Source organism: Desulfitobacterium sp. (assembly GCF_034927245.1).
Taxonomy (GTDB): Bacteria; Bacillota; Desulfitobacteriia; order Desulfitobacteriales; family Desulfitobacteriaceae; genus Desulfitobacterium_A.
The window spans coordinates 1-19454 of record NZ_JAYFQK010000058.1 but is presented as its reverse complement, the minus strand read 5'-3'; the positions used below and the strand labels follow the sequence as shown (position 1 = coordinate 19454).

Sequence of the window (19454 nt, the reverse complement as noted above, 5' to 3'; positions counted from 1 at the left end):
AATTTAATCAAGATCTGGTGATAATGCCGGAGGGGTTCCACCCGTTTCCATCTCGAACACGGAAGTTAAGACCTCCAGGGCCGATGATACTTGGACTGCAGAGTCCTGGGAAAGTAGGTCATCGCCAGGTAAGAACGAAGGACCTTCTGAATAAGACGGTCTCTTTGCTTTTTGCTGCGCAAAAGCTTAGATAGGCAAGCTGCTCTGGGGTCGGTAAGAAAACCATCCAACGAAAGGCTCATCCGCCTTTCGTATCCTCAGGTAAGCGGAAGGAGAATACTTATAAATGTTAAATGACTATGAAAAAGAAATTGTATCTTTGATGAAGGAAAACTTACAATTGATGGATAATGCACTTGATTCTTTGGAAGATTCAAAAACGGAAGTAGAAAAGCAAAGAAATTTAAAGGGTATAAAAAATGGAATTGAAAACTTTAATAAGACCCTAGAAGCCTTTAACCCAGCTAATCAAGCATAATTTACTTAGACCTTTTGCCTAATAATATTACAAACCTAATGCGTTAACTGTATGAAATCTCTGTCTATAGAACCGCCGAAATCGTATGATTCGTGCGGTTTTTGTACGTAATTGAACAGATCTGTTATATAAGGAAAGGGCCGTGAAGAAACTAAAGTTTCAACACGGCCCTTTCTATAAAATTATTTTACTACTTCATTGGATTTGTCTGCGCTCCATCCTAAATCAAAGCCATCCATACCAAAGCCAAAATTCAAGCTTTTGGTGTTGATACCATAGGCGTTAAGCAAGGAGTCTACTTGACCAGCTGTTTGTCCGGTATAACAGTAAACAACTACTGTTTTATCTTTGCCATTTGTTTTAATAGAATCGAGTTGTTTCGCAATTTCTGGCCCATAAGGAACATTTACAGCACCTTTGATGTGCCCTTTAGCAAAATCTTCAGCCTTGCGGACATCGACAATGTAATATTTGTCAGGTTCTTTAGCTAGAGCATCTTTCATAGCAGGAAGATCAATTTTATAGGAGTCTTTGACTGTAGAGCCGATAGCTGAAAAATATTGAATTACTGCATTGTCAATTGCTTTATTCGGACTAGTTACTACAGGAGCATCCGGCATTGGAGTTGCTTCAGTTACAGTTGGGAACTTCTTTCCAAGCCAGCCTCTGTTTTCAAATCCTTTTGTACTTGTTCCCATACCGGAGTTTAAAGAGACTGTCTTAATTCCAGCCGCATTGAGAAGAGAATCGGCTTGACCGGCGGTTTGTCCTGTATAGCAAGCGACAACCGCAGTTTTATCTTTGGCAGCTGCACGCATTTTATCAAGGTTCTTAGCGATCTCAGGACCATAAGGCACGTTGATTGCTCCCTTGATATGTCCTTTAGCATAGTCTTCAGCTTTACGAATATCAAATACTACGTATTTATCAGGATTTTTATCGAGTTCATCCTTTAATTCTTGTTCACTAATTTTATAGGAATTCTTGACAGTTGTACCAATATTGCCGAAGTAAGTTTCAATAGACCCTTTAATCGCTTTTGAGGAGTCTTCTGCAGCAGTAGATGCATTTTGTGTCTGTGGAGTCTGAGGAGTCGTTGTCGGCTGTGCCTGACCGCAGCCTGTAAGAACAAGACCGGCAATAAGGAGGTTGGATAACAGGAGAGATAACTTTCTTTTTTGCATATAACCCATCCTTTCAATTCTTACTATTCTAAGTTAGTGTCAGCTACTTAGAATCTATAAATAAAATGTTCAACAAATTGTGAAAAACACCTCTATCACATCTCATAAAGCTTTGTTATATGCCTATAAAACTAAACTATAAGCAATGTGCAGGAGAGAATATGAACTTTAAAGAATCCCTTACATGAAAATCGTAACTGTTAACAGTGGATTTTTTATGCTTCAACTTTTAAGTGAGTAATTATCACTAAAAATAAGCTTATTCTTAGCAAATTCGACATGTTTTTTAAAAAATAACATGTTTGAATAAAAATATTAAAGGAGGTTGGACATTTTGAAAGCTAAGTCGGTATCAATGGGGTCTAAAGGTATCACTATTACTATTCTCTTGCTGCTTGGTTTTGTAACGTTATTTTTCACCGGCTGTAGTAATAGTCAAACAACAGGAGGACAAGATCCGCCGAAGGTTAACCTCAGCCAAGAAAATAACGCCAATCAGAATGCTGGTAATTTAATTCCTGATACTGCTAAAATATCTGCTGATGAAGTAGAAGCTGCAGTTAATGAAAATAAGGGCTGGCAACTGATTGATGTCAGAGAATCCAGAGAATTTGCCGCGGGCCATATAAAATTGGCAGTGAATAGGCCCTTAGGTGACCTTGAGAAAAAGATTACCCAAATTAGTAAGGACAAAGAAATAGTATTGATTGATCTTAATGGGACCCGCTCAGAGTCAGCATATCAGATCTTAGTAAAGAATGGTTATGACAAAAACAAAATTAAAGTCTTAAATGGCGGAATGCTTTATTGGAGTGGAGCTGTCGGCAGTGCGGGAAGCAGCAGTGTTGAATCTAGTAATAGTGCTAACAATAACAGCAACGGAACCGGTTCTGCGGCACCAAAACCGGAAGTTCAAGAAATGGTCGGGGGATGTTAAGCGCTCTAATAGTTGTTTTAATGGTTTAATTAATCGTGAATGGAGGGAAAAGTATGAAACGAAGAAATTTCATAAAGGGTATGCTTTATGGAACAGGCGGTACAATGGCCCTTATGGGTGGTTTGGGAACATTTAGCAAAATGGATACACTCAAGGCTGAAGCTATTAATACCGATACCACTGTATTTTCTTCATGTGAAATATGTAGAAACCAATGTCCGATTGCCGTTAAGGTCAAAGACGGTAAAGTTGTCAAGATTGAAGGTAATCCCAATGACACAGCTTTCGGTGGTGTAATTTGCGCTAGGGGAAATGCAGGTCCTTCGCTGCTTTATGACCCACAGCGAATTAAAAAGCCGATGATTCGTACCGGCGAACGGGGTGACGGTAAATTTAAAGAAGTGAGCTGGGACGAAGCATACACCTATATAGCAGACAAATTGTATAACATAAAGGATCAATTTGGGGGCGAATCAATTGCTTTAGCCAGCCGCAAAGGTCCCCATGATTGGTTTTTCCGGTCAATCGGTAAAGCAATGGGTTCCCCTAATTATTTTTCTCATGAAGCTACTTGCCCAATGACGCGTAATGTTGCCTTAGATACTACTTTCGGAACTGAAGCGATTGCCGCCGATTATGGAAATGCGAAATATATTATTTCTGTTGGCCGAAACTGGTTTGAGGGAATTCAAGTCGCTCAAACAAGAGCTGTATCTAAAGCACTGAACAATGGGGCTAAGCTTGTAGTGCTTGATCCGCGTTTTAGTGTTACTGCATCAAAAGGGGAATGGCTTCCTATAAAAGGTGCCTCTGATTTGGCCTTCGTTATGGCTATGGCTAATATCATGATCAATGAAAATCTGTACGATCATGATTTTATTGCTCAATATACAGTGGGCTTTGATAAATGGGCAGAAGCTATAAAAGATAAGACTCCTGAGTGGGCAGAGAAGGAGACCGGTATTTCCCAAGATAAAATCATTCGGATAACCCGTGAGTTTGCTGCGGCAAAACCAAAAGCAATCTTAGACTTTGGCTGGCGGACTGCATATACTTCCAATGACTATCAGCTCCGCCGTGCAATAATGATTGTCAATATGATGGTTGGAAACTTTGAAGTTCCAGGTGGATACTATCATAACAAAGGTGCTGCTGTCTTAAAGAGGTTCCCTGAGCAGGCGGCTTACGTTAAGGCGTTAGGAGGTATAAAACAACCTAGTTTCCCAACGGCTTCTAAGGGGAGGATTGACGGTACCGGAGTTAAAGGAACACCCGGACAAATCTTTTCTGCTTACGATGGAGCCGTTGGACAAATTACAGAGAGTATTTTAACAGAGCAGCCATATCCGATTAAGGCTTGGCTTGTACATCGTTTTAATCCCTATATTTCAAATACTGACAGTTCGAGGACTATAGAGGCGTTTAAAAAGCTCGACCTTTTAGTAACATGTGATGTATATATGACAGACACTGCCTATTATTCTGATGTTGTATTACCCGAATGCACTTATTTAGAGCGTTATGAACCTATTTTTGATATGTCCGGATTGACTCCAAAATTTGTTCTAAGACAACCTGCAGTTCCCCTTGTCTATTCAGATACAAAACCTTATTGGCAGATTTATAAAGAACTTGGGGAAAAAATGGGTTTGGGCGACTATTTTGCATTCACGGATATGGAAGATTATTTAACTCAACAACTCGCTCCCGCGGGTTTAACTCTTGATCAAATGAAAGAAAAAGGGGTATGGACTCCTCCAGGGATGAAACCGTTCTATGTACGTGCTAATGATCCCAAAGCTTCTTTAGACAACATCTTAGCAAATAAAAGTAAAAAGATTGAATTATTCTCTGAGGAAGCTGAAGAGGCTTTAAAAGAAGGTCTTCCAGTCTATGTGAGCCATCCGCAGCCGGAAGAGGGCAAGTTCCGCTTTGTCCAAGGTAAAGTAGCAGTCCACACAAACGCCGGAACAGCAAATATACCGGTACTTAATGAATTGATGCCCACGAATACACTGTGGATGAATCCTGCGAGCTGTACAAAACTCGGTTTAAAAAATGGCGATACAATAGTTGTTTCCTCTGGTAAATATGAACAAAAAGGTCAATTGAAAAGTACTGAAGGAATTCGGCCGGATACCGTTTTCTGTTACCATGGGTTCGGAAGAATATCACCTGAACTAAAAAGGGCCTTTGGTAAAGGTATTAATGATAATTATCTACTACCCAATGAAATTGGGGTAGTAGGCAACAACGTTACTTCTACAACCTTTGTTACGGTTCGAAAAGCTTAAAGAAAATTTTGATTGGCGAACTCGCTTCGCTTGATTATTCAGCGAGGAAAGGAGAGTTCATGAATAACAATAGTATTGCTGAAATTTATTTATCATTTGCAACTGTTTTTCATCGCCCAAAGCAGGATATCTCTGATCATTTAGAAGATTTGATTGATATCTGGGCAGAAGAAATTCCTGGAATAGAATGCTCAGTTCAAGAGTTGAGAACTTTTTGTTCACAATTCCCGCCGGGAGAAGAACGGTTGAATACACTATGGGAACACTATATTCCCCTTTTCGAGACCGGTGCGGTTGAAGCTTCTCCTTACGCTTCTGTATATTTTGAGGAAGACGGTTTAGTACTCGGCAAAGAAGCATTTAGTGTTAAACAGTTTTATGTTACATGTGGGTATGTAATGGGAGAATCCAAAGAACTTCCAGATCATCTCGCAGTTGAACTCGAGTTTTGTGCCTTACTCGCACGAAGCGGACAGTATAAAGAATTAAATAAATTTGAACAAAGACATTTAAATCCTTTTTTAAAACGTGTGCTACCACGGATAATAAATTCTAATCGTCCATTTTATGCAGGGGTAGCTGCTATTCTTGAAACTCGACAGTTAAATTTAGAGAAAGAGGGTGATTTTGTTGGCTAAGAAATATTCGATGGTTATTAATCTTGCGAGGTGTATAGGCTGTCAGGCTTGCACAGTCGCTTGTAAGTTCCAAAATAACGTCCCAGAAGGTCAATATAGAACAAAAACCCCCGCGAATGGAATCAAGGGAACCTATCCCGATATTTCTACGTATTTCATAAAAGAAGCCTGTCAAATGTGCCAAAATGCACCATGCGTCTCTGTTTGTCCGACAAAGGCATCTCATTATAATGAGGACGGGGTAGTCTTAATTGACATTAATAAGTGTGTAGGCTGTAAATATTGTATGACAGCCTGTCCCTATGATGCTCGTTTCCTTAACAAGGAAACAGGGGCGGCGGATAAGTGTACTTTCTGTTATGAAGCAAAGGTATCGCAAGGGGAAAAACCCGCCTGCGTTTCAACCTGCCTTGGCGGAGCATTAATGTTTGGTGATCTTAATGATCCGGCAAGTGATGTTTCAAAATTTCTAGCCAATCACAAAGGAGAAGTCCGTAAACCTGAGTTTGGCACACACCCAAATGTTTACTATATTTATGAAGGGGTGGTGAAATAAGATGGATGTAACCTGGGGAATTGGTGCAGAAGAAATTGCGTGGGGCGGTATGATTGCAATTTATTTATTCTTAGCCGGTGTCGCCGGTGGAGCCTTCTTAACTGCCTCTTTAACTGACCTTTTTAACAAGAATCAATATTCAAAGGTCATTCGATCCGGAGCCTATATCGCACCACTAACAATCATCTTTGGCTTATTGTTATTAGTTGTTGACTTGGGCAAACCATTTTCATTCTGGAAGCTTCTGTTGTATGTAAACTTTAAATCGGTAATGTCCATTGGTGTATTTATTATTTCGGTTTTCTCAGCGTTATCAGTCGTTTATGGTTTTTTGGTATGGCAAAAGTCTACAGCTGAAAGGAAGCTTCGGCAAACTTCCGCAAATGCGCAGGTCGCTGCAACTACCTCTAGCAAAGGTCTGCAAGCATTACGTAAACCTGTGGCTGCGGTAGGAGTTCTGTTCTCTATCGGAACAGCAACCTACACCGGTTTCTTACTCTCGGCTATCACAACAAATAATTTTTGGCACACTGCGTTTCTTGGGTTAGAGTCCATACCCTTTTTACCGATACTCTTCTTGGTATCTGCAACATCTACCGGTTTAGCGGCTACATTGATTGGAGCGGTTAAATGCTGTGATTTAACACCTTATAAGAAAATTGATATGGTATTGATTATCCTCGAGATCATTTTAATTAGCATTCTTTACTTAACTGCAGATCCTATCTTCTTCACCGGAAGTATGGCTACACTATTCTGGTTAGGGGTCGTTACAGTAGGCTTAATCGTTCCGCTATTTTTATCAATTTATGGTGTTAGCAAGCATAAGAATATTGTATTGCCGGTTTGTGGTATGGTTGTTATTGGGGGATTATGTTTACGTTATTTTGTTGTATTCACCGGACAATTGTTTTAAATGAAGATTATTTACCCTCATATTAAGAAAACGGGCGTATAGCCCGTTTTCTGTACAGTTTTATGTACCTTTTTAAGAGTATATTTAAACTCTTTCTTATAATCCAGCAGGAAAGGACACATAATTTGAAGAAATATAAAATTACGTAATTTATTAACAATGAAATAAGGAGGGAGGCTGTTGAAAGGCAACCCGGAGTTTTATAGCAGAAGACAATTCTTAAGTATAGGGAAGAAGGCTATCTTCGTGGTAGGGATCAGCAGTCTTTACCCAGTGGGTCGATTTTTAACGAGTAAAGATGAAAAATTAGTTGAGGCCCGTGTCGCCAGCAGAGAGATAAATATCAATAATAATTGGCAGCAAGTTAGTCAAACCCGTTTTTGGCTGAGGGAAGGAAATAATGGTGTAGAAGCCATATGGGCTAGTTGTACTCATTTGGGATGTGAAGTAAATTATGATCCGGAACAAGATCAATGGCTTTGCCCATGTCATGGAAGCCGATATAGTAAAGAAGGTCTACCCATACAGGGGCCGGCAATTAGTCCCTTGGCACGAGCTAATATAAAAGAGAAGAATGGATATTACATTTTGACACAACCGGCAGGAGGAGCCTAAGATGGGTAAGCCAGGATTTATCCAACATATTCGACCTCGTCAATTAAAATCTGGGACGCTCCAGTTAAGAAATACTTTTTGTTTAGGTGGATTTTCGTTCTTAGCTTTTATTTTATTAACAATAAGCGGGGTTCTCCTATTGTTTTTTTACTCACCGGGAGAAGCAGCTTTTTCCTCGCTTAGTGAGATTGACTCAGCACTTCCTTATGGCGGATTAATTCGTTCATTACATTTCTGGGCAGGCCAACTTATGGTCGTTAGTGTTTTTTTACATATGGTCCGAGTGGTATGGTCTAAGGCTTATAAACCTTTAAGAGAGCTTAATTGGGTTACCGGTGTTATGCTTTTTGTTTTAACCGTAGTATTGGATTATTCCGGATACTTGCTTAGAGGTGGGCAAGAGAGTGGGGCTGCGGCGTCCGTAGGCCAAACTCTGGTAAAGACATTACCGGGTGGACACTTCTTTTCCACTATTTTCTTTGGACAACCTTCGTCTCTTAATGGAAGTACGTTAAATGTTTTTGTCTGGCATGTTTTTATTTTAGCGGGAATAGCTGGATTTCTTCAGATATTTCACTTCTGGAGGATTCGAAAAGATGGCGGGGTGCGACCTTTGTAGAGGAGATGCTCTATGAAACAACAAAGAAATATATATGAAGAAAATAGTAATTCAGATATAAAGAAAACCCGGCTTCGCCGAGCCTTAGCGAAGGCAAAGCCGCTGGTTGCACTTATGCTGGAAAAAAGTATACCACCGAAGGTTATACTTTCTGACAGTATTAAAAAGGAATCCGGGAATTCGATTGATAATGAAAAAGTACCGCTTGAGGAGCTGCAGGTACGAGAAGCTATCAGTACCTTTCTTTGGCTCGGCTTTCTTTTTGTAATAACTATCCTTATTAAAGTCCATTTGGACAGTTCGCCGCATGCTGCGGCGATCGGTGTATCCAAGGCCCCATGGGTATTTGGCTCAATCCAATGGCTTTTGCAACGATTACCTGTTTGGTTAAGTGGTTGGTTTATACCCCTATTGTCCGGGGCTATCCTGTTAACCTTACCTTGGTGGGAGCTTAAAGTGGGTCAAAGGTGGGCAAGAATCATTTTCTTGATCCTGAGTTTTGTTTGGGTAGGACTTACCTTTTTATATTGGTTTCAGGACTGAAGGGAGATTTCTCAATCATGTCTAAACGTTTAAAGATTTTACTGGGGGTAGCGATTATATTTTGTTTTACGACGTTTTTATTAGCAGTAAGGTCATATAGCAAATCCTCCTGGCAGAATTGGCAAACGGAATTCTTCAAGGCCCAAATTACTCAATTAGAAAAAGAGTTGGCCAATACTAAAGGAGAAGAAGAAGGTAGTCTATTAAAACAGGAAATTAAAGAATGGCAGGACAAGAAACCGACTATACAGGAAATTCGATTATCTGACGGCAGTATTGAGCGGTGTACAACCTGTCATTTAGGAATAGAAGAAATTTCAAAGTCTCACCCAAGTGAAATGGGATGTACAGTTTGTCACGGAGGAAATGCTCAATCCGTAGATAAAAAAACAGCCCATGAAGGGATGTATGGTGAAGGCTACCCAGGAAAGTTAGATGTAGCACGGTTAAGTTGCGGAGGTGGTACTTCAGCAGCAGGGCAGTGCCATAGTGGAAATAAACATGCACTTGATAATCAGGTGGATTTAATGATGACGTCCTTAATGGCCGGCAAAGGGGGGGAACTCTCAATGACCCGTTATATGTATGGGTTAGACATCCCGCCTCATATACTGCTAAAGCCTGGTGAGGCAGCAAACGATTATGCATCACCTTTTGATCATCGTCCCGAGGAAGCCAAATTCCAGCAAAACTGCTTATCAGTTTGTCACCAATCTGAAGGAAAACTCCCCGGACTTGAAGTTCAGTCCAACGGGTGTTCCAGCTGCCATGTGCTGAGCAATAGCAAGCATACCTATGAGGGACAGGATGTCACGATTTCAAAGGAGAAAGCTGGGTATGGTAAGACACATCAATTAACGGTTCAAATTCCTTATACCCAATGTAATCAATGCCACAATCAAGGCGAATATAAACTCTATACGCTGGATTTTATTCCTCGTGCTGATTTAGAACGTGTTAATTCCTCACCATCACCGCACGACGAAAGTTTAGAGACGCGCTGGCAGAATGTGTATTCTCCCGGATTAGTTTTTACGAAATGTGAGGTCAATTTGGATTGTATTGACTGCCATACGCGAAAAGAAGTTATGGGGAACGGAGAAATGTACGTTTCCGAGTGGGATGCTTTACAACTACAATGTCAGGATTGTCATGGAACGAAAGATAGTCAGCCTAAGGAGTGGAAAATAACAGATAAATCCGATATTGCATGGGCGGAAGCACGCATCAATCCAAACTTTCCTCAACTCAAAATAGACGACATTATTTTGAATACCATAAAAGGGGAAGAATTGCCGTATGTTCGTTTGAAAAATAATCAATGGTATAGTTATCGTAAAACGAACGGAGAAAAATTCTTGATACCACAGGTTATGGATAGTAACTGTCTACAGAAACCCGATGAACAGTCAGCAGAAGATTGCCATAAATGCCATGATGTATCGAAGGATAAACCATCTTCGGGAGGAAGCAAATAATTATTAAAGAATACTCATATATGTTATATTGTAGTAAGTAAGAGAAATATTTACACTATAAAATAGGGTAAAGAGTAGGTGGACGGCTATGGATAGTTATCAATTTAAAGTATTTTGCACGGTGACTCGTACTCAGAGTTTTTCAAAAGCTGCTAAATTGTTACATATGAGTCAACCTGCGGTTAGTACGCACATTAAAAATATCGAGGAATATTATCAAGGACTACTTTTCGATCGAACCCCGCATGGCGTTATTTTAACCAAAGCAGGCGAAGTTTTTTATAACTATGCTCAAAAGATTCTTGACCTACATGATGAAATGGAGCAAGAATTGGAAAGCGTTATGCATAAAAAGACTCAACAGATAGTCGTTGGGGCCAGCACTACGATTGGTAACGTTTCTCTTCCTTGTTCAATTTATCTTTTTAAAGAAGAATTCCCTGAATTCTCGATTCGTCTAGAAATTGCCAATTCTGAGGAGGTTCTACGCAAAACGATGGCAAATGAGGTTGATATCGGAGTCTTTGAAGGGTTCCATGATACTCCGGAACTTAATGCAATACCTGTGACTTCTGATGAATTAGTCCTTATCGCATCTTCATACCATTCAAAAGACGAAGAAATTATATCGATAGAGAACTTTTTAAAAAAACCGCTTATTCTACGGGAGGACGGTTCCGGCACGCGGAAAATTTTAGCTACTGCTTTAGCAGAGCATGGTCATAGTATAAATGACCTTAATGTTATTACAGAAATGACGACGATTGATGCGATTAAATCCGCCGTCGAAGCGGGTTTAGGAGAGGCTGTTGTTCCTCTTCTTGCAGTCCGCAAGGAAGCATACCTTGGGAGCTTGAAAGTTCTCAGGATTGAGGGAATGAAAATGCCTTTGAATTTTAATATTATTTACCCTACACATAAATCCTTATCTACAGCTGCAAAACGGTTTATACGTTTCCTATCTGATCCCGAAGAGCGATACTTGTGCTAAGGGGTTCCGTTTTGATTATCCGGTTAAATTAAAAAACGTATCATTATTTTTGTTCCGATCCAAACACCCAATATAATAGCCCCCCCGAAGATCCATCCGGTCAAAGAACTTGAGGCCACCCCGTTAAGAAATCCACCGATATTACAGCCATATGCTATTCTTGCTCCATAACCCATTAAAATTCCACCTAATAAAGCGGAAATTATATATTTTTTATAACGGATTGGGCGAAAACGAGCTTGTGAAGCCAGTAATGTTGACCACAAGGCCCCTAGTACAACGCCAAGATTTAAATAGGTTCCATCACTTGATAATAATTCGCTGAGTGTCAAATGCTCAGTAATAAAACCAAGATTAGATGCAAACCACATCGCCCATTGTTCAATATTTAGGGATACACCCCATGGCCGTTTGCGGACATATAAAATTATTATATTTAATAATCCAAGGATTACAGCTCCCACCCAATAAGACCAGGGGCCGTGTGAAAAGGCCTTCCAAAACTTTTGCATATCATCACTCTTTCTTATTTATGCGTCTTAGTCAGCTCTAAATGCCAAATTCCATTGGCTACCTCAGTCTCTATAACTTCATATTTATGTTTATTAGCCCATACAACAATACCTCTTGAAGTACAGCTGTGCTCGGTTTCCATGACCAGCACATCTCCAATTTCCATTGTTTTTAGTTTTCTTTGAGCTTTTATAAGGGGTATCGGGCACATTTCTCCCCAAATTTCCAATTCATACTGGACTATGTTAATCACCTACTCCCCAAGTTGCTTATTTTGCCACCATTTTGCTAATCCCCATAAGGCTGTTAGGATCAGGATCTCTATAATCAGTGTTGGAATCCAGCCTAAAATATCGGGAATAAAGACTCCCGGCCTTTCTCCGAAGGTTTGGCGCCAAAACGGTTGAGAAATTTTTCCCCAAAAAGCCCCGACAAACACACCGACAAGAGCTAACATTTGCATTGCAAATCCTTCCCCAATTCGCATGAGTATTCCGGTGATACAACCACCGGCAAGGACCATTCCTATTCCAAAAAGGACTCCGCCCACGATTGTTGCTGTTCCAAACGGCATGACATAAAGGGTCAGATCATAATGCATCTTCAGGCTGATTTGGTATACTGCAGCAAAGCCAATAACACTGATTCCCATTAATAATAGAACAGATTGTGTTAATTCCGTAATACCTGTAATCATCGGATCACGAAAAGCTGCAGTAAAGCAAAAACGTGATTTTTGAAGCGTATAACCGATGGCAATTCCAAGAGCTAGGAGTATCGCAATATTTTTATTAAGCTGCAATAAAGTTAGAAAAAGCATAAATACAAATACTGAATACGCAAAATTCCATTTACGTTGAGATTTTATCATGCTGCTACCTCACTTTATTACTAACTATCTACTTTTAGAGCATATCATTAAGAATTTATAATTGTCAATTAAACATATCAACACTATTGAACGCCATTGCAAATGATAATAAAATACATGGTTTTGCAATAGTATTAAAAGGTAAGAGGTTATTAAAGCACAACCCCTTACCTTTTAATATATTCCAGAATTCACAATATAATTTTCATATTGCTATAATATGGATTCCATATTTTACATTTATAAACATTCTAGATAAAATTAGATCACAGAGTATGTGTTAATAAACACAAGAACATGAAGCAATTTACATAATTGTTTTATCATAGCACGTTATCTTCTCATAGTTATAACAGAATTTGCTATAAGGAGGTGATTAAAATGTTCATTGTCAGCATTGATCCAGATGAATGTTCCGGCTGTAACACATGTGCTGACGGCTGCCCCGCACACCTTCTCAAATTTAATGGTGAGAAAACTGAAGTCGCGGGAGAAGAAACGGACTGCATGGGCTGTGAAAGCTGTGTTACAGTTTGCCCGACTGGTGCTGTATCGATTAACGAAATGTAATCATATTAATAACCTTATAATGGAGGTAGTGCCATGACAGACAAAAAGACACCGCAATTGGATGAATTGGAAAATGGAAAATGGCCAAGCTTTGTAACGGAAATTAAAAAAGCGGCTGTGAAAAATGAAGCTTCAAAAGAACTTCTTCATCTTCTTGAAAAATCTTATGTGGATAAAAGAGGGCATTGGAAGCATGGTGGGATTGTTGGAGTCAAGGGTTATGGTGGTGGTGTCATCGGACGTTATAGTGATGTTCCCGAAGAATTCCCTCACTTAGCAGCATTTCATACGGTACGTATCAATGCCCCGAGTGCTTGGTTCTATAAAACGGATTCTCTGCGTAAAATTTGTGATATCTGGGAAAAACGCGGAAGCGGACTTATGAACTTCCATGGAGCGACAGGAGATGCGATTTTACTGGGAACAGTCACTGATGAGCTGCAGCCTATTTTCGATGAATTAAGCGAAGCTGGTTTTGATTTAGGCGGGTCGGGTTCAGACCTTAGATCCCCAAGCTGCTGTGTTGGACCGGCTCGTTGCGAACATGCCTGCTATGATACACTTGACGCTTGCTACAACATCACAAATGAATTTCAGGATGAGTTACACCGCCCAATGTGGCCCTATAAATTTAAAATCAAGTTTTCCGGTTGCGCAAATGATTGTGCCGCAGCAATTGCTCGCTCCGACTGTGCCGTAATTGGAACATGGCGTGATACGATTGTGATTAATCAAGAAGAAGTCAAAACCTACGCCGACAACGGAATGGATATCCAAGCAGAGGTATGCGACTTATGTCCAACCCACGCCTTGAAATTTGATCATAACAAAAAAGAGCTCGCTGTTATTTCTGAGGATTGCTCACGTTGCATGCATTGTATTAATGAAATGCCAAAAGCAATCTTCCCGGGAAAAGAAAGAGGGGCTAGTATTCTTCTCGGAGGAAAATCAACGATCGTTCAATCCGCTTTTATGGGGTGGGTAATTGTTCCATTCATCAAATTGGAGGGGGATTACGAGGAACTAAAAGATCTGCTCAGGCGTATCTGGGAATGGTGGGATGAAAACGGTAAGACCCGTGAAAGAATTGGTGAAACGATCTATCGAATTGGCATGAGTAAATTCTTATCTGAAGTAGGCATACCCGCTGTTCCGCAGATGGTATTTCGTCCACGTTCTAATCCTTACGTCTTTTGGCCCGAAGAAGAATTAAAATAAAAAGAAATATTTAAAGAGGTGGATTTAAGATGGCCAAAATTGATCAAGGACCTCCTAATTATAAAGAGATGCTTCCGCCGATTATTCTCGAGAATTATGGGAAATGGCGCTATCATGAAATTCCCAAACCTGGTGTTCTTAAACATGTATCCGAATCGGGAGCTGAACTGTACAGCATTCGTGTAGGATCTCCACGTTTGGTTAGTCTCGATTTCATTCGTGATCTTTGTACACTGGCAGATGAGTATTGCGATGGTTATCTCCGTTTTACGGCTCGCCATAATGTTGAGTTCCTGGTTTCTGATCCGGCTAAACTTGATCCATTAATTGCAGCGCTGAATGCGAAGAATCTTCCTGTAGGCGGAACCGGCCATGCCCTAAGCAATATTGTACATACCCAAGGGTGGGTACATTGTCATACACCGGCAACTGACTCCTCGGGTGTTGTTAAAGCTATCATGGATGACCTCTATGAATACTTTGTATCCATGAAATTACCTGCTCAACTCAAAATCAGCCTTGCTTGCTGCTTGAATATGTGCGGTGCAGCACACTGCAGTGATATTGCCATAGTCGGTGTTCATAGAACAGCACCGAAGATCGATAACGAAAAAATACGCAAAGGTACAGAAATACCGAGTCTCGTTGCTTGTTGTCCAACAGGCGCAATTCGACCTAACCCGAAGGAGAAAACTGTAGTCGTTAACGAAGCGAAATGCATGTATTGCGGCAATTGCTACACAATGGCTCCCGGCATGGAAATTATCAATCCTGACAACGATGGAATTGCGATCCTGGTCGGAGGTAAAGTCGCAAATGCCCGCACCAATCCTATGTTCTCACGGATGGTTATACCCTTCCTGCCTAACAATCCGCCGCGTTGGCCGGAAGTCACTGATGCCGTTCGCGGGATTGTAAAAACATGGTCTGCTAACGCACGCAAAGGTGAACGTTTAGGAGAATGGGTCGAGAGAATAGGGTGGGAAAAATTCTTTACCTTAACCGGAATTCCCTTCACAGATAAACTTATTGATGATTTCATCTTCTCCAGAGAAACTTTCCGTACATCTGCAGCCTTTAAATTCTAATTAAATAAACAAGACAAGGGGGTAACGCCAATGGAAAAAGGAGCTGCCAACCCCGCCATTAAAGAAAAGGTTTTAGCCTTTCTTGAAACGGTAGAGAAAGCTAAAAGTAAAGAGATTGCCGCCCAAATTGGTGAGAAAAAAGCGGATGTTGATTTAGCCGTAAAGGAACTTGCGATGGAAGATAAAGTGGAATATCTCTACATCACAACAACGTTTGTCGCGCTTAAAGGAAAAGTAAAAGAACCCGAATAATCATTTAGGAATGGAACTTTATGCTCGTTGCAGGATGAACAATGCTCTCCTGCAACGAGTAGGCCCCCCAAAGGAAGTAATAAAAAGATCATTCGAGAATAATTGGGTAAATCAATTGAGAATCGCCAAACTGCCGAAGCCTTAGTCAATTTGGAAGAGAAATTGAAGAGATCGCTCTTTCTTCTTTTGATATATGTTCTCCAGTTTATCCAAGGTACCCCACAAAATTCAAATATAGTTAAAAGGAGGTATTAGTATGTCTCAACTTATGGTTAACGGAATCGGCTACGAATTAGATGAGGATGGTTTTCTTGAAGATGCTTCGGCGTGGAACGAGGATGTAGCCAAAGCCTTAGCACCAAATGAGGATGTACCGGAACTTACTGAGGAACACTGGAAAGTCATTAACTACCTTCGCGATTACTATGATCAATTTGGTGTCGCACCGATGGTTCGTAAGCTTCTTAAGGATACGGGCTATGATCAAAAAACAATCTACGAATTGTTTCCAACCGGTCCTGGGAAGGGTGCATGCAAAATTGCCGGACTTCCTAAACCAACAGGTTGTGTATAAAGAAAGCCCCTCAGGGCCGACGTGGAAAAACTTAGTTTTCAAAATGAAAGGAGGTTGATTAATAGTTTAACAAAGTCGTTTATTCCTCTACTTACAATGTAGGCCCGAACACAAAAAATAAAAAGTAGGAGGTATCATCTATGGGTAGTGTATCCCCTGCCAAAAAACCGACAATTCCAAATAGCGGATGGTCCGATCTTTGGAAAAAAGAAGATTATTGGGCAGTATGGCTTGGCTTAGGACTAACAATAGCTGCAATTATTTTGTGGAATTTCGGAAGTACCTTTCTGAAGTGGGTTGCAATTAAAGTCCCCGGTTACAGCGATTTTAGTGTGGCAGGTCAGTTTATTAGCTCTCACCTAAGTTCAATTTTGATGTTATTTTTTATGTTTTGCATTCTTTTTAGTATCGCTATCAAAATTCTGGGACATGAGTTGAAACATTTTATCCCCGGATTTGCCCTTTTATTTGCTCTCAGTCTTTTGGTTACTGTTCTAGGGTCTTGGAGCGTTGCCAAAAAATATAACCTTGAAACCCCATTTTTGGCTCTCGCATTTGGTCTTATCATTGGAAACGCCATAAGAATTCCCAAATGGATTGATACCTCTCTAAGAACTGAATTCTATGTTAAAACAGGGATCGTTTTAATGGGAGCAACACTTCCATTTACACTAATTCTTCAATCAGGACCAATCGCTTTTTTGCAAGCAACTGTTGTAGCTGTAACTACTTTCTTGACCATTTACTGGGCAGGCAGCCGGCTCTTTGGATTAGATAAGCGCTTTGCGACAACATTGGCTGCAGGCGGCTCTATTTGCGGCGTTTCTGCTTCGATTGCCATTGGAGGTTCGGTAAAAGCAGAAAAGGAACATGTTTCGGTTGCAATATCCTTAGTTGTCGTTTATGCAATGATCGTGGTATTCCTTCTCCCTATGGTAATTAAAGCCTTCGGAATTCCTTCCGGTCCAGCCGGTGCTTGGATTGGGACTTCGGAATTTGCTGATGCTGCAGGTATGGCTGCTGCTTCGGCAATTGACGAACAAGCAATCAAAACCTTCACACTAATGAAGGTCGTCGGCCGTGATATGTTCGTAGGAATTTGGTGCTTTATTATGGCCTACATTTCCATTACAAAATGGGAAAAGAAAAATGACGGGACAAAACCAAGTGGAGGCGATATCTGGCTGCGATTCCCCAAATTCGTCATTGGCTTTTTCATTGCATCGATTATCGTTACCCTACTAGTTGCTTCTGTCGACGAAGCAGCCGCTAAAGCGATCAACTCAAATGTTATTGGGCCAATCAAAGAATTACGAAGCTGGGCCTTTACTTTTACTTTCCTGTGCATCGGTCTAACAACTCGTTTTAGAGACTTGGCATCCGTCGGCTGGAAACCCTTTGCCGCGTTTACCACCGGAGTTTTGGTCAACGTACCTTTAGGTTATTTCCTCTCCGTAGTCGTGCTGGGTAACTATTGGACAATGGTCAAATAAATCTATAATTTCGCCGGAGGGAGCCCTTCTTTGGGCCCCTCCGGTTCCGGCTTAGCGAAGGAGTGAGCACATTATGAAACCCGATAATGTAACTTGTGTTCAACGCACTCGATTTTACTTCTATTTCTTTGAAAAAAAAGAACGGCTTCCCGATGAAAGACAGCCTCTTGATTATATAGTCAGAGTAAGAGACGTAAAGCCAGAAGCTCTTCGCTATTTTTCCGAGTTTATGCATAAACGTCTCGCAAGAATTGCAGATATGATGGAAATTTTAGAGAACGCCCACGATGACTGGGCTATAACAGGGACTAAGAATCATATTCTTATGGAGACAGAAACCTTTGACTTTAATGATGCTCTTCGTGTTTTAAATGAACACGGTTTTCATGATGATGAATTTATCCTTAAGGTTGAGTATACGCGTTTATGGGGAGTCCTTTAAAGGCGAAAGGAGGATATCGTTTTTGTTTGAGCAACAATTAATTGTTTTTAGGGAAGTAGCAGAAACAAATAATATAACACTTGCGGCCAAAAAACTTCATATGAGTCAACCCAGTATTAGTCTTCAAATTCAAAATCTCGAAGAACAGTATGGTATCCGATTTTTTGACAGAAGCAATAAAGGGGTCACTTTAACTCAAGCCGGTAAGATTTTTAATGAAAAGGTCCGAGAAATGCTGAATATTTTGGAAGAAACTCAACACCAGGTAAGCGCAATTTATGAAGATAAAAGGGGACTGATTCAACTAGGGGCAACTTTAACAATCGGTGAATATATACTTCCTCATATCCTGGGCTATCTCAATCGTCAACGCCCGGATATGGATGTTAAAATAAAGATCGCAAATACCTTATCTATTGATCAGAATGTTCTTGAACAACGGCTTAATATTGGATTGATCGAAGGGCCTCTGCCCAAGCATAAAAAGTTTTATGCGGAAAAATTTTGGGAAGACGAATTAGTTGTCGTCGTGCCAACTTCCCATCCCTGGGCAAACCATGACAGAATTTCGTTAGAAGAATTATCCAAGGAACGTTTTGTAACGCGGGAAGTCGGTTCAGGAACACGAAAAGTTATGGAAATGGCCTTAAAAGAAAGAGGACTTGATCCCTCAGAATTAAACATAACCATGGAACTCGGAAGTACAGAGGCCATCAAACAAGTCGTTTCTGCAGGTTTAGGATTTACGATTATTTCCGCCTTAACCGTACGCAGAGAATGTGACCAAAAAATATTTAAAGCCTTAAGGATACAGGATTCTCCGCTCTACCGCCCTTTAAGCATTATTACGCTTGCGCAATCTCCCCAAACTAAAGAGGAAGAGTTATTTATCAATTTATTACGTGATCATCAGCTTCTTTCGGAAATATTAGATCAGGACTATTGCAGTGATAGTTTTGAATCTAAAATAAGTTAGGTAGGCTAAGAAATAAGAACACGAGATTCATTAGCATCTGGAAATATTGCGTTAGAATTATATAAGTTACTCAACTTTCGCACCCTGGTTGTGCGAATAAAGCCTTGATATAACTGGGTAATTCACTCACCCAATTCTGTAATTGACTTATCGATGACTCATTATTCCCTGATTTATTCGTTAAAAGGTCGAGGACAAAAACCATTAG

General features: G+C 40.4%; 23 protein-coding genes and 1 rRNA gene. 20 read left to right on the top strand and 4 right to left on the bottom strand.

What is annotated here, in order from left to right; all coding sequences use genetic code 11:
* Nucleotides 1-13 precede the first annotated feature (13 nt).
* Nucleotides 14-130 (top strand): 5S ribosomal RNA (gene rrf, locus VB077_RS14220).
* Between the two features lie 156 nt (nucleotides 131-286).
* Nucleotides 287-478 carry a hypothetical protein gene (locus tag VB077_RS14215; RefSeq protein ID WP_323415917.1) on the top strand — a complete coding sequence of 64 codons (192 nt, stop codon included), beginning with the start codon at nucleotides 287-289 and terminating at the stop codon, nucleotides 476-478.
* 182 nt (nucleotides 479-660) lie between these two features.
* Here the strand turns inward: VB077_RS14215 and VB077_RS14210 are convergent, their stop codons facing one another.
* The gene (locus VB077_RS14210) at nucleotides 661-1662 is read right to left on the bottom strand and encodes a rhodanese-like domain-containing protein (protein WP_323415916.1); all 1002 of its coding nucleotides are present in this window, start codon (nucleotides 1660-1662) and stop codon (nucleotides 661-663) included.
* A 334-nt stretch (nucleotides 1663-1996) separates the two neighbouring features.
* On the opposite strand from VB077_RS14210, the gene VB077_RS14205 reads away from it, so the two are divergent.
* From VB077_RS14205 to VB077_RS14160, 10 genes are all read left to right on the top strand, one after another.
* The gene (locus tag VB077_RS14205) at nucleotides 1997-2599 is read left to right on the top strand and encodes a rhodanese-like domain-containing protein (protein ID WP_323415915.1); all 603 of its coding nucleotides are present in this window, start codon (nucleotides 1997-1999) and stop codon (nucleotides 2597-2599) included.
* A 53-nt stretch (nucleotides 2600-2652) separates the two neighbouring features.
* Nucleotides 2653-4893 carry a thiosulfate reductase PhsA gene (gene phsA / locus VB077_RS14200; protein WP_323415914.1) on the top strand — a complete coding sequence of 747 codons (2241 nt, stop codon included), beginning with the start codon at nucleotides 2653-2655 and terminating at the stop codon, nucleotides 4891-4893.
* A gap of 59 nt (nucleotides 4894-4952) precedes the next feature.
* Complete coding sequence (locus tag VB077_RS14195; RefSeq protein ID WP_323415913.1) at nucleotides 4953-5531, top strand: TorD/DmsD family molecular chaperone; 579 nt, start codon at nucleotides 4953-4955, stop codon at nucleotides 5529-5531.
* A complete protein-coding gene (locus VB077_RS14190; RefSeq protein WP_323415912.1) occupies nucleotides 5524-6087 on the top strand; it encodes a 4Fe-4S dicluster domain-containing protein in 564 nt (187 codons plus the stop codon). Before VB077_RS14195 ends, VB077_RS14190 begins: the two co-directional genes overlap by 8 nt.
* 1 nt (nucleotide 6088) lies before the next feature.
* Nucleotides 6089-7003, top strand: a complete 915-nt coding sequence (nrfD, locus tag VB077_RS14185; protein ID WP_323415911.1) for an NrfD/PsrC family molybdoenzyme membrane anchor subunit — start codon at nucleotides 6089-6091, stop codon at nucleotides 7001-7003.
* A 180-nt stretch (nucleotides 7004-7183) separates the two neighbouring features.
* Nucleotides 7184-7618 (top strand): ubiquinol-cytochrome c reductase iron-sulfur subunit, encoded by a 435-nt coding sequence (locus VB077_RS14180; protein WP_323415910.1) that lies wholly within the window; start codon nucleotides 7184-7186, stop codon nucleotides 7616-7618.
* 1 nt (nucleotide 7619) lies between these two features.
* Nucleotides 7620-8237 (top strand): cytochrome b N-terminal domain-containing protein, encoded by a 618-nt coding sequence (locus VB077_RS14175; protein WP_323415909.1) that lies wholly within the window; start codon nucleotides 7620-7622, stop codon nucleotides 8235-8237.
* Nucleotides 8238-8249: 12 nt separating this feature from the next.
* Nucleotides 8250-8780, top strand: a complete 531-nt coding sequence (locus tag VB077_RS14170; RefSeq protein WP_323415908.1) for a hypothetical protein — start codon at nucleotides 8250-8252, stop codon at nucleotides 8778-8780.
* Nucleotides 8781-8797: 17 nt separating this feature from the next.
* Complete coding sequence (locus tag VB077_RS14165; protein ID WP_323415907.1) at nucleotides 8798-10258, top strand: hypothetical protein; 1461 nt, start codon at nucleotides 8798-8800, stop codon at nucleotides 10256-10258.
* 88 nt (nucleotides 10259-10346) lie between these two features.
* The gene (locus VB077_RS14160; RefSeq protein WP_323415906.1) at nucleotides 10347-11249 is read left to right on the top strand and encodes a selenium metabolism-associated LysR family transcriptional regulator; all 903 of its coding nucleotides are present in this window, start codon (nucleotides 10347-10349) and stop codon (nucleotides 11247-11249) included.
* A 23-nt stretch (nucleotides 11250-11272) separates the two neighbouring features.
* On the opposite strand, the gene VB077_RS14155 is transcribed toward VB077_RS14160, so the two are convergent.
* From VB077_RS14155 to VB077_RS14145, 3 genes are read right to left on the bottom strand one after another with little or no spacing between them, the layout of a single operon-like run.
* Nucleotides 11273-11761 carry a YeeE/YedE thiosulfate transporter family protein gene (locus VB077_RS14155; protein ID WP_323415905.1) on the bottom strand — a complete coding sequence of 163 codons (489 nt, stop codon included), beginning with the start codon at nucleotides 11759-11761 and terminating at the stop codon, nucleotides 11273-11275.
* A gap of 14 nt (nucleotides 11762-11775) precedes the next feature.
* Nucleotides 11776-12015: a sulfurtransferase TusA family protein gene (locus VB077_RS14150; protein ID WP_323415904.1), complete on the bottom strand. Its 240-nt coding sequence runs from the start codon at nucleotides 12013-12015 to the stop codon at nucleotides 11776-11778.
* The gene (locus VB077_RS14145; RefSeq protein ID WP_323415903.1) at nucleotides 12016-12633 is read right to left on the bottom strand and encodes a YeeE/YedE thiosulfate transporter family protein; all 618 of its coding nucleotides are present in this window, start codon (nucleotides 12631-12633) and stop codon (nucleotides 12016-12018) included.
* Nucleotides 12634-13014: 381 nt separating this feature from the next.
* On the opposite strand from VB077_RS14145, the gene VB077_RS14140 reads away from it, so the two are divergent.
* The 8 genes from VB077_RS14140 to VB077_RS14105 all read left to right on the top strand — a co-directional run bounded on the left by VB077_RS14140 (nucleotide 13015) and on the right by VB077_RS14105 (nucleotide 19246).
* Nucleotides 13015-13203, top strand: a complete 189-nt coding sequence (locus VB077_RS14140; RefSeq protein ID WP_323415902.1) for an ATP-binding protein — start codon at nucleotides 13015-13017, stop codon at nucleotides 13201-13203.
* 33 nt (nucleotides 13204-13236) lie between these two features.
* Nucleotides 13237-14421, top strand: a complete 1185-nt coding sequence (gene dsrA, locus VB077_RS14135; protein ID WP_323415901.1) for a dissimilatory-type sulfite reductase subunit alpha — start codon at nucleotides 13237-13239, stop codon at nucleotides 14419-14421.
* A gap of 29 nt (nucleotides 14422-14450) precedes the next feature.
* Complete coding sequence (gene dsrB, locus VB077_RS14130) at nucleotides 14451-15509, top strand: dissimilatory-type sulfite reductase subunit beta (protein WP_323415900.1); 1059 nt, start codon at nucleotides 14451-14453, stop codon at nucleotides 15507-15509.
* A 30-nt stretch (nucleotides 15510-15539) separates the two neighbouring features.
* Nucleotides 15540-15761, top strand: coding sequence for a hypothetical protein (locus VB077_RS14125; RefSeq protein WP_323415899.1), 222 nt, complete (start codon nucleotides 15540-15542; stop codon nucleotides 15759-15761).
* A 256-nt stretch (nucleotides 15762-16017) separates the two neighbouring features.
* Nucleotides 16018-16335: a TusE/DsrC/DsvC family sulfur relay protein gene (locus tag VB077_RS14120; protein WP_323415898.1), complete on the top strand. Its 318-nt coding sequence runs from the start codon at nucleotides 16018-16020 to the stop codon at nucleotides 16333-16335.
* 140 nt (nucleotides 16336-16475) lie between these two features.
* Nucleotides 16476-17828, top strand: a complete 1353-nt coding sequence (locus VB077_RS14115; protein WP_323415897.1) for a YeiH family protein — start codon at nucleotides 16476-16478, stop codon at nucleotides 17826-17828.
* A gap of 73 nt (nucleotides 17829-17901) precedes the next feature.
* Nucleotides 17902-18270: a hypothetical protein gene (locus tag VB077_RS14110; RefSeq protein ID WP_323415896.1), complete on the top strand. Its 369-nt coding sequence runs from the start codon at nucleotides 17902-17904 to the stop codon at nucleotides 18268-18270.
* A gap of 22 nt (nucleotides 18271-18292) precedes the next feature.
* Nucleotides 18293-19246, top strand: coding sequence for a LysR family transcriptional regulator (locus VB077_RS14105; RefSeq protein ID WP_323415895.1), 954 nt, complete (start codon nucleotides 18293-18295; stop codon nucleotides 19244-19246).
* Nucleotides 19247-19454: the final 208 nt, after the last annotated feature.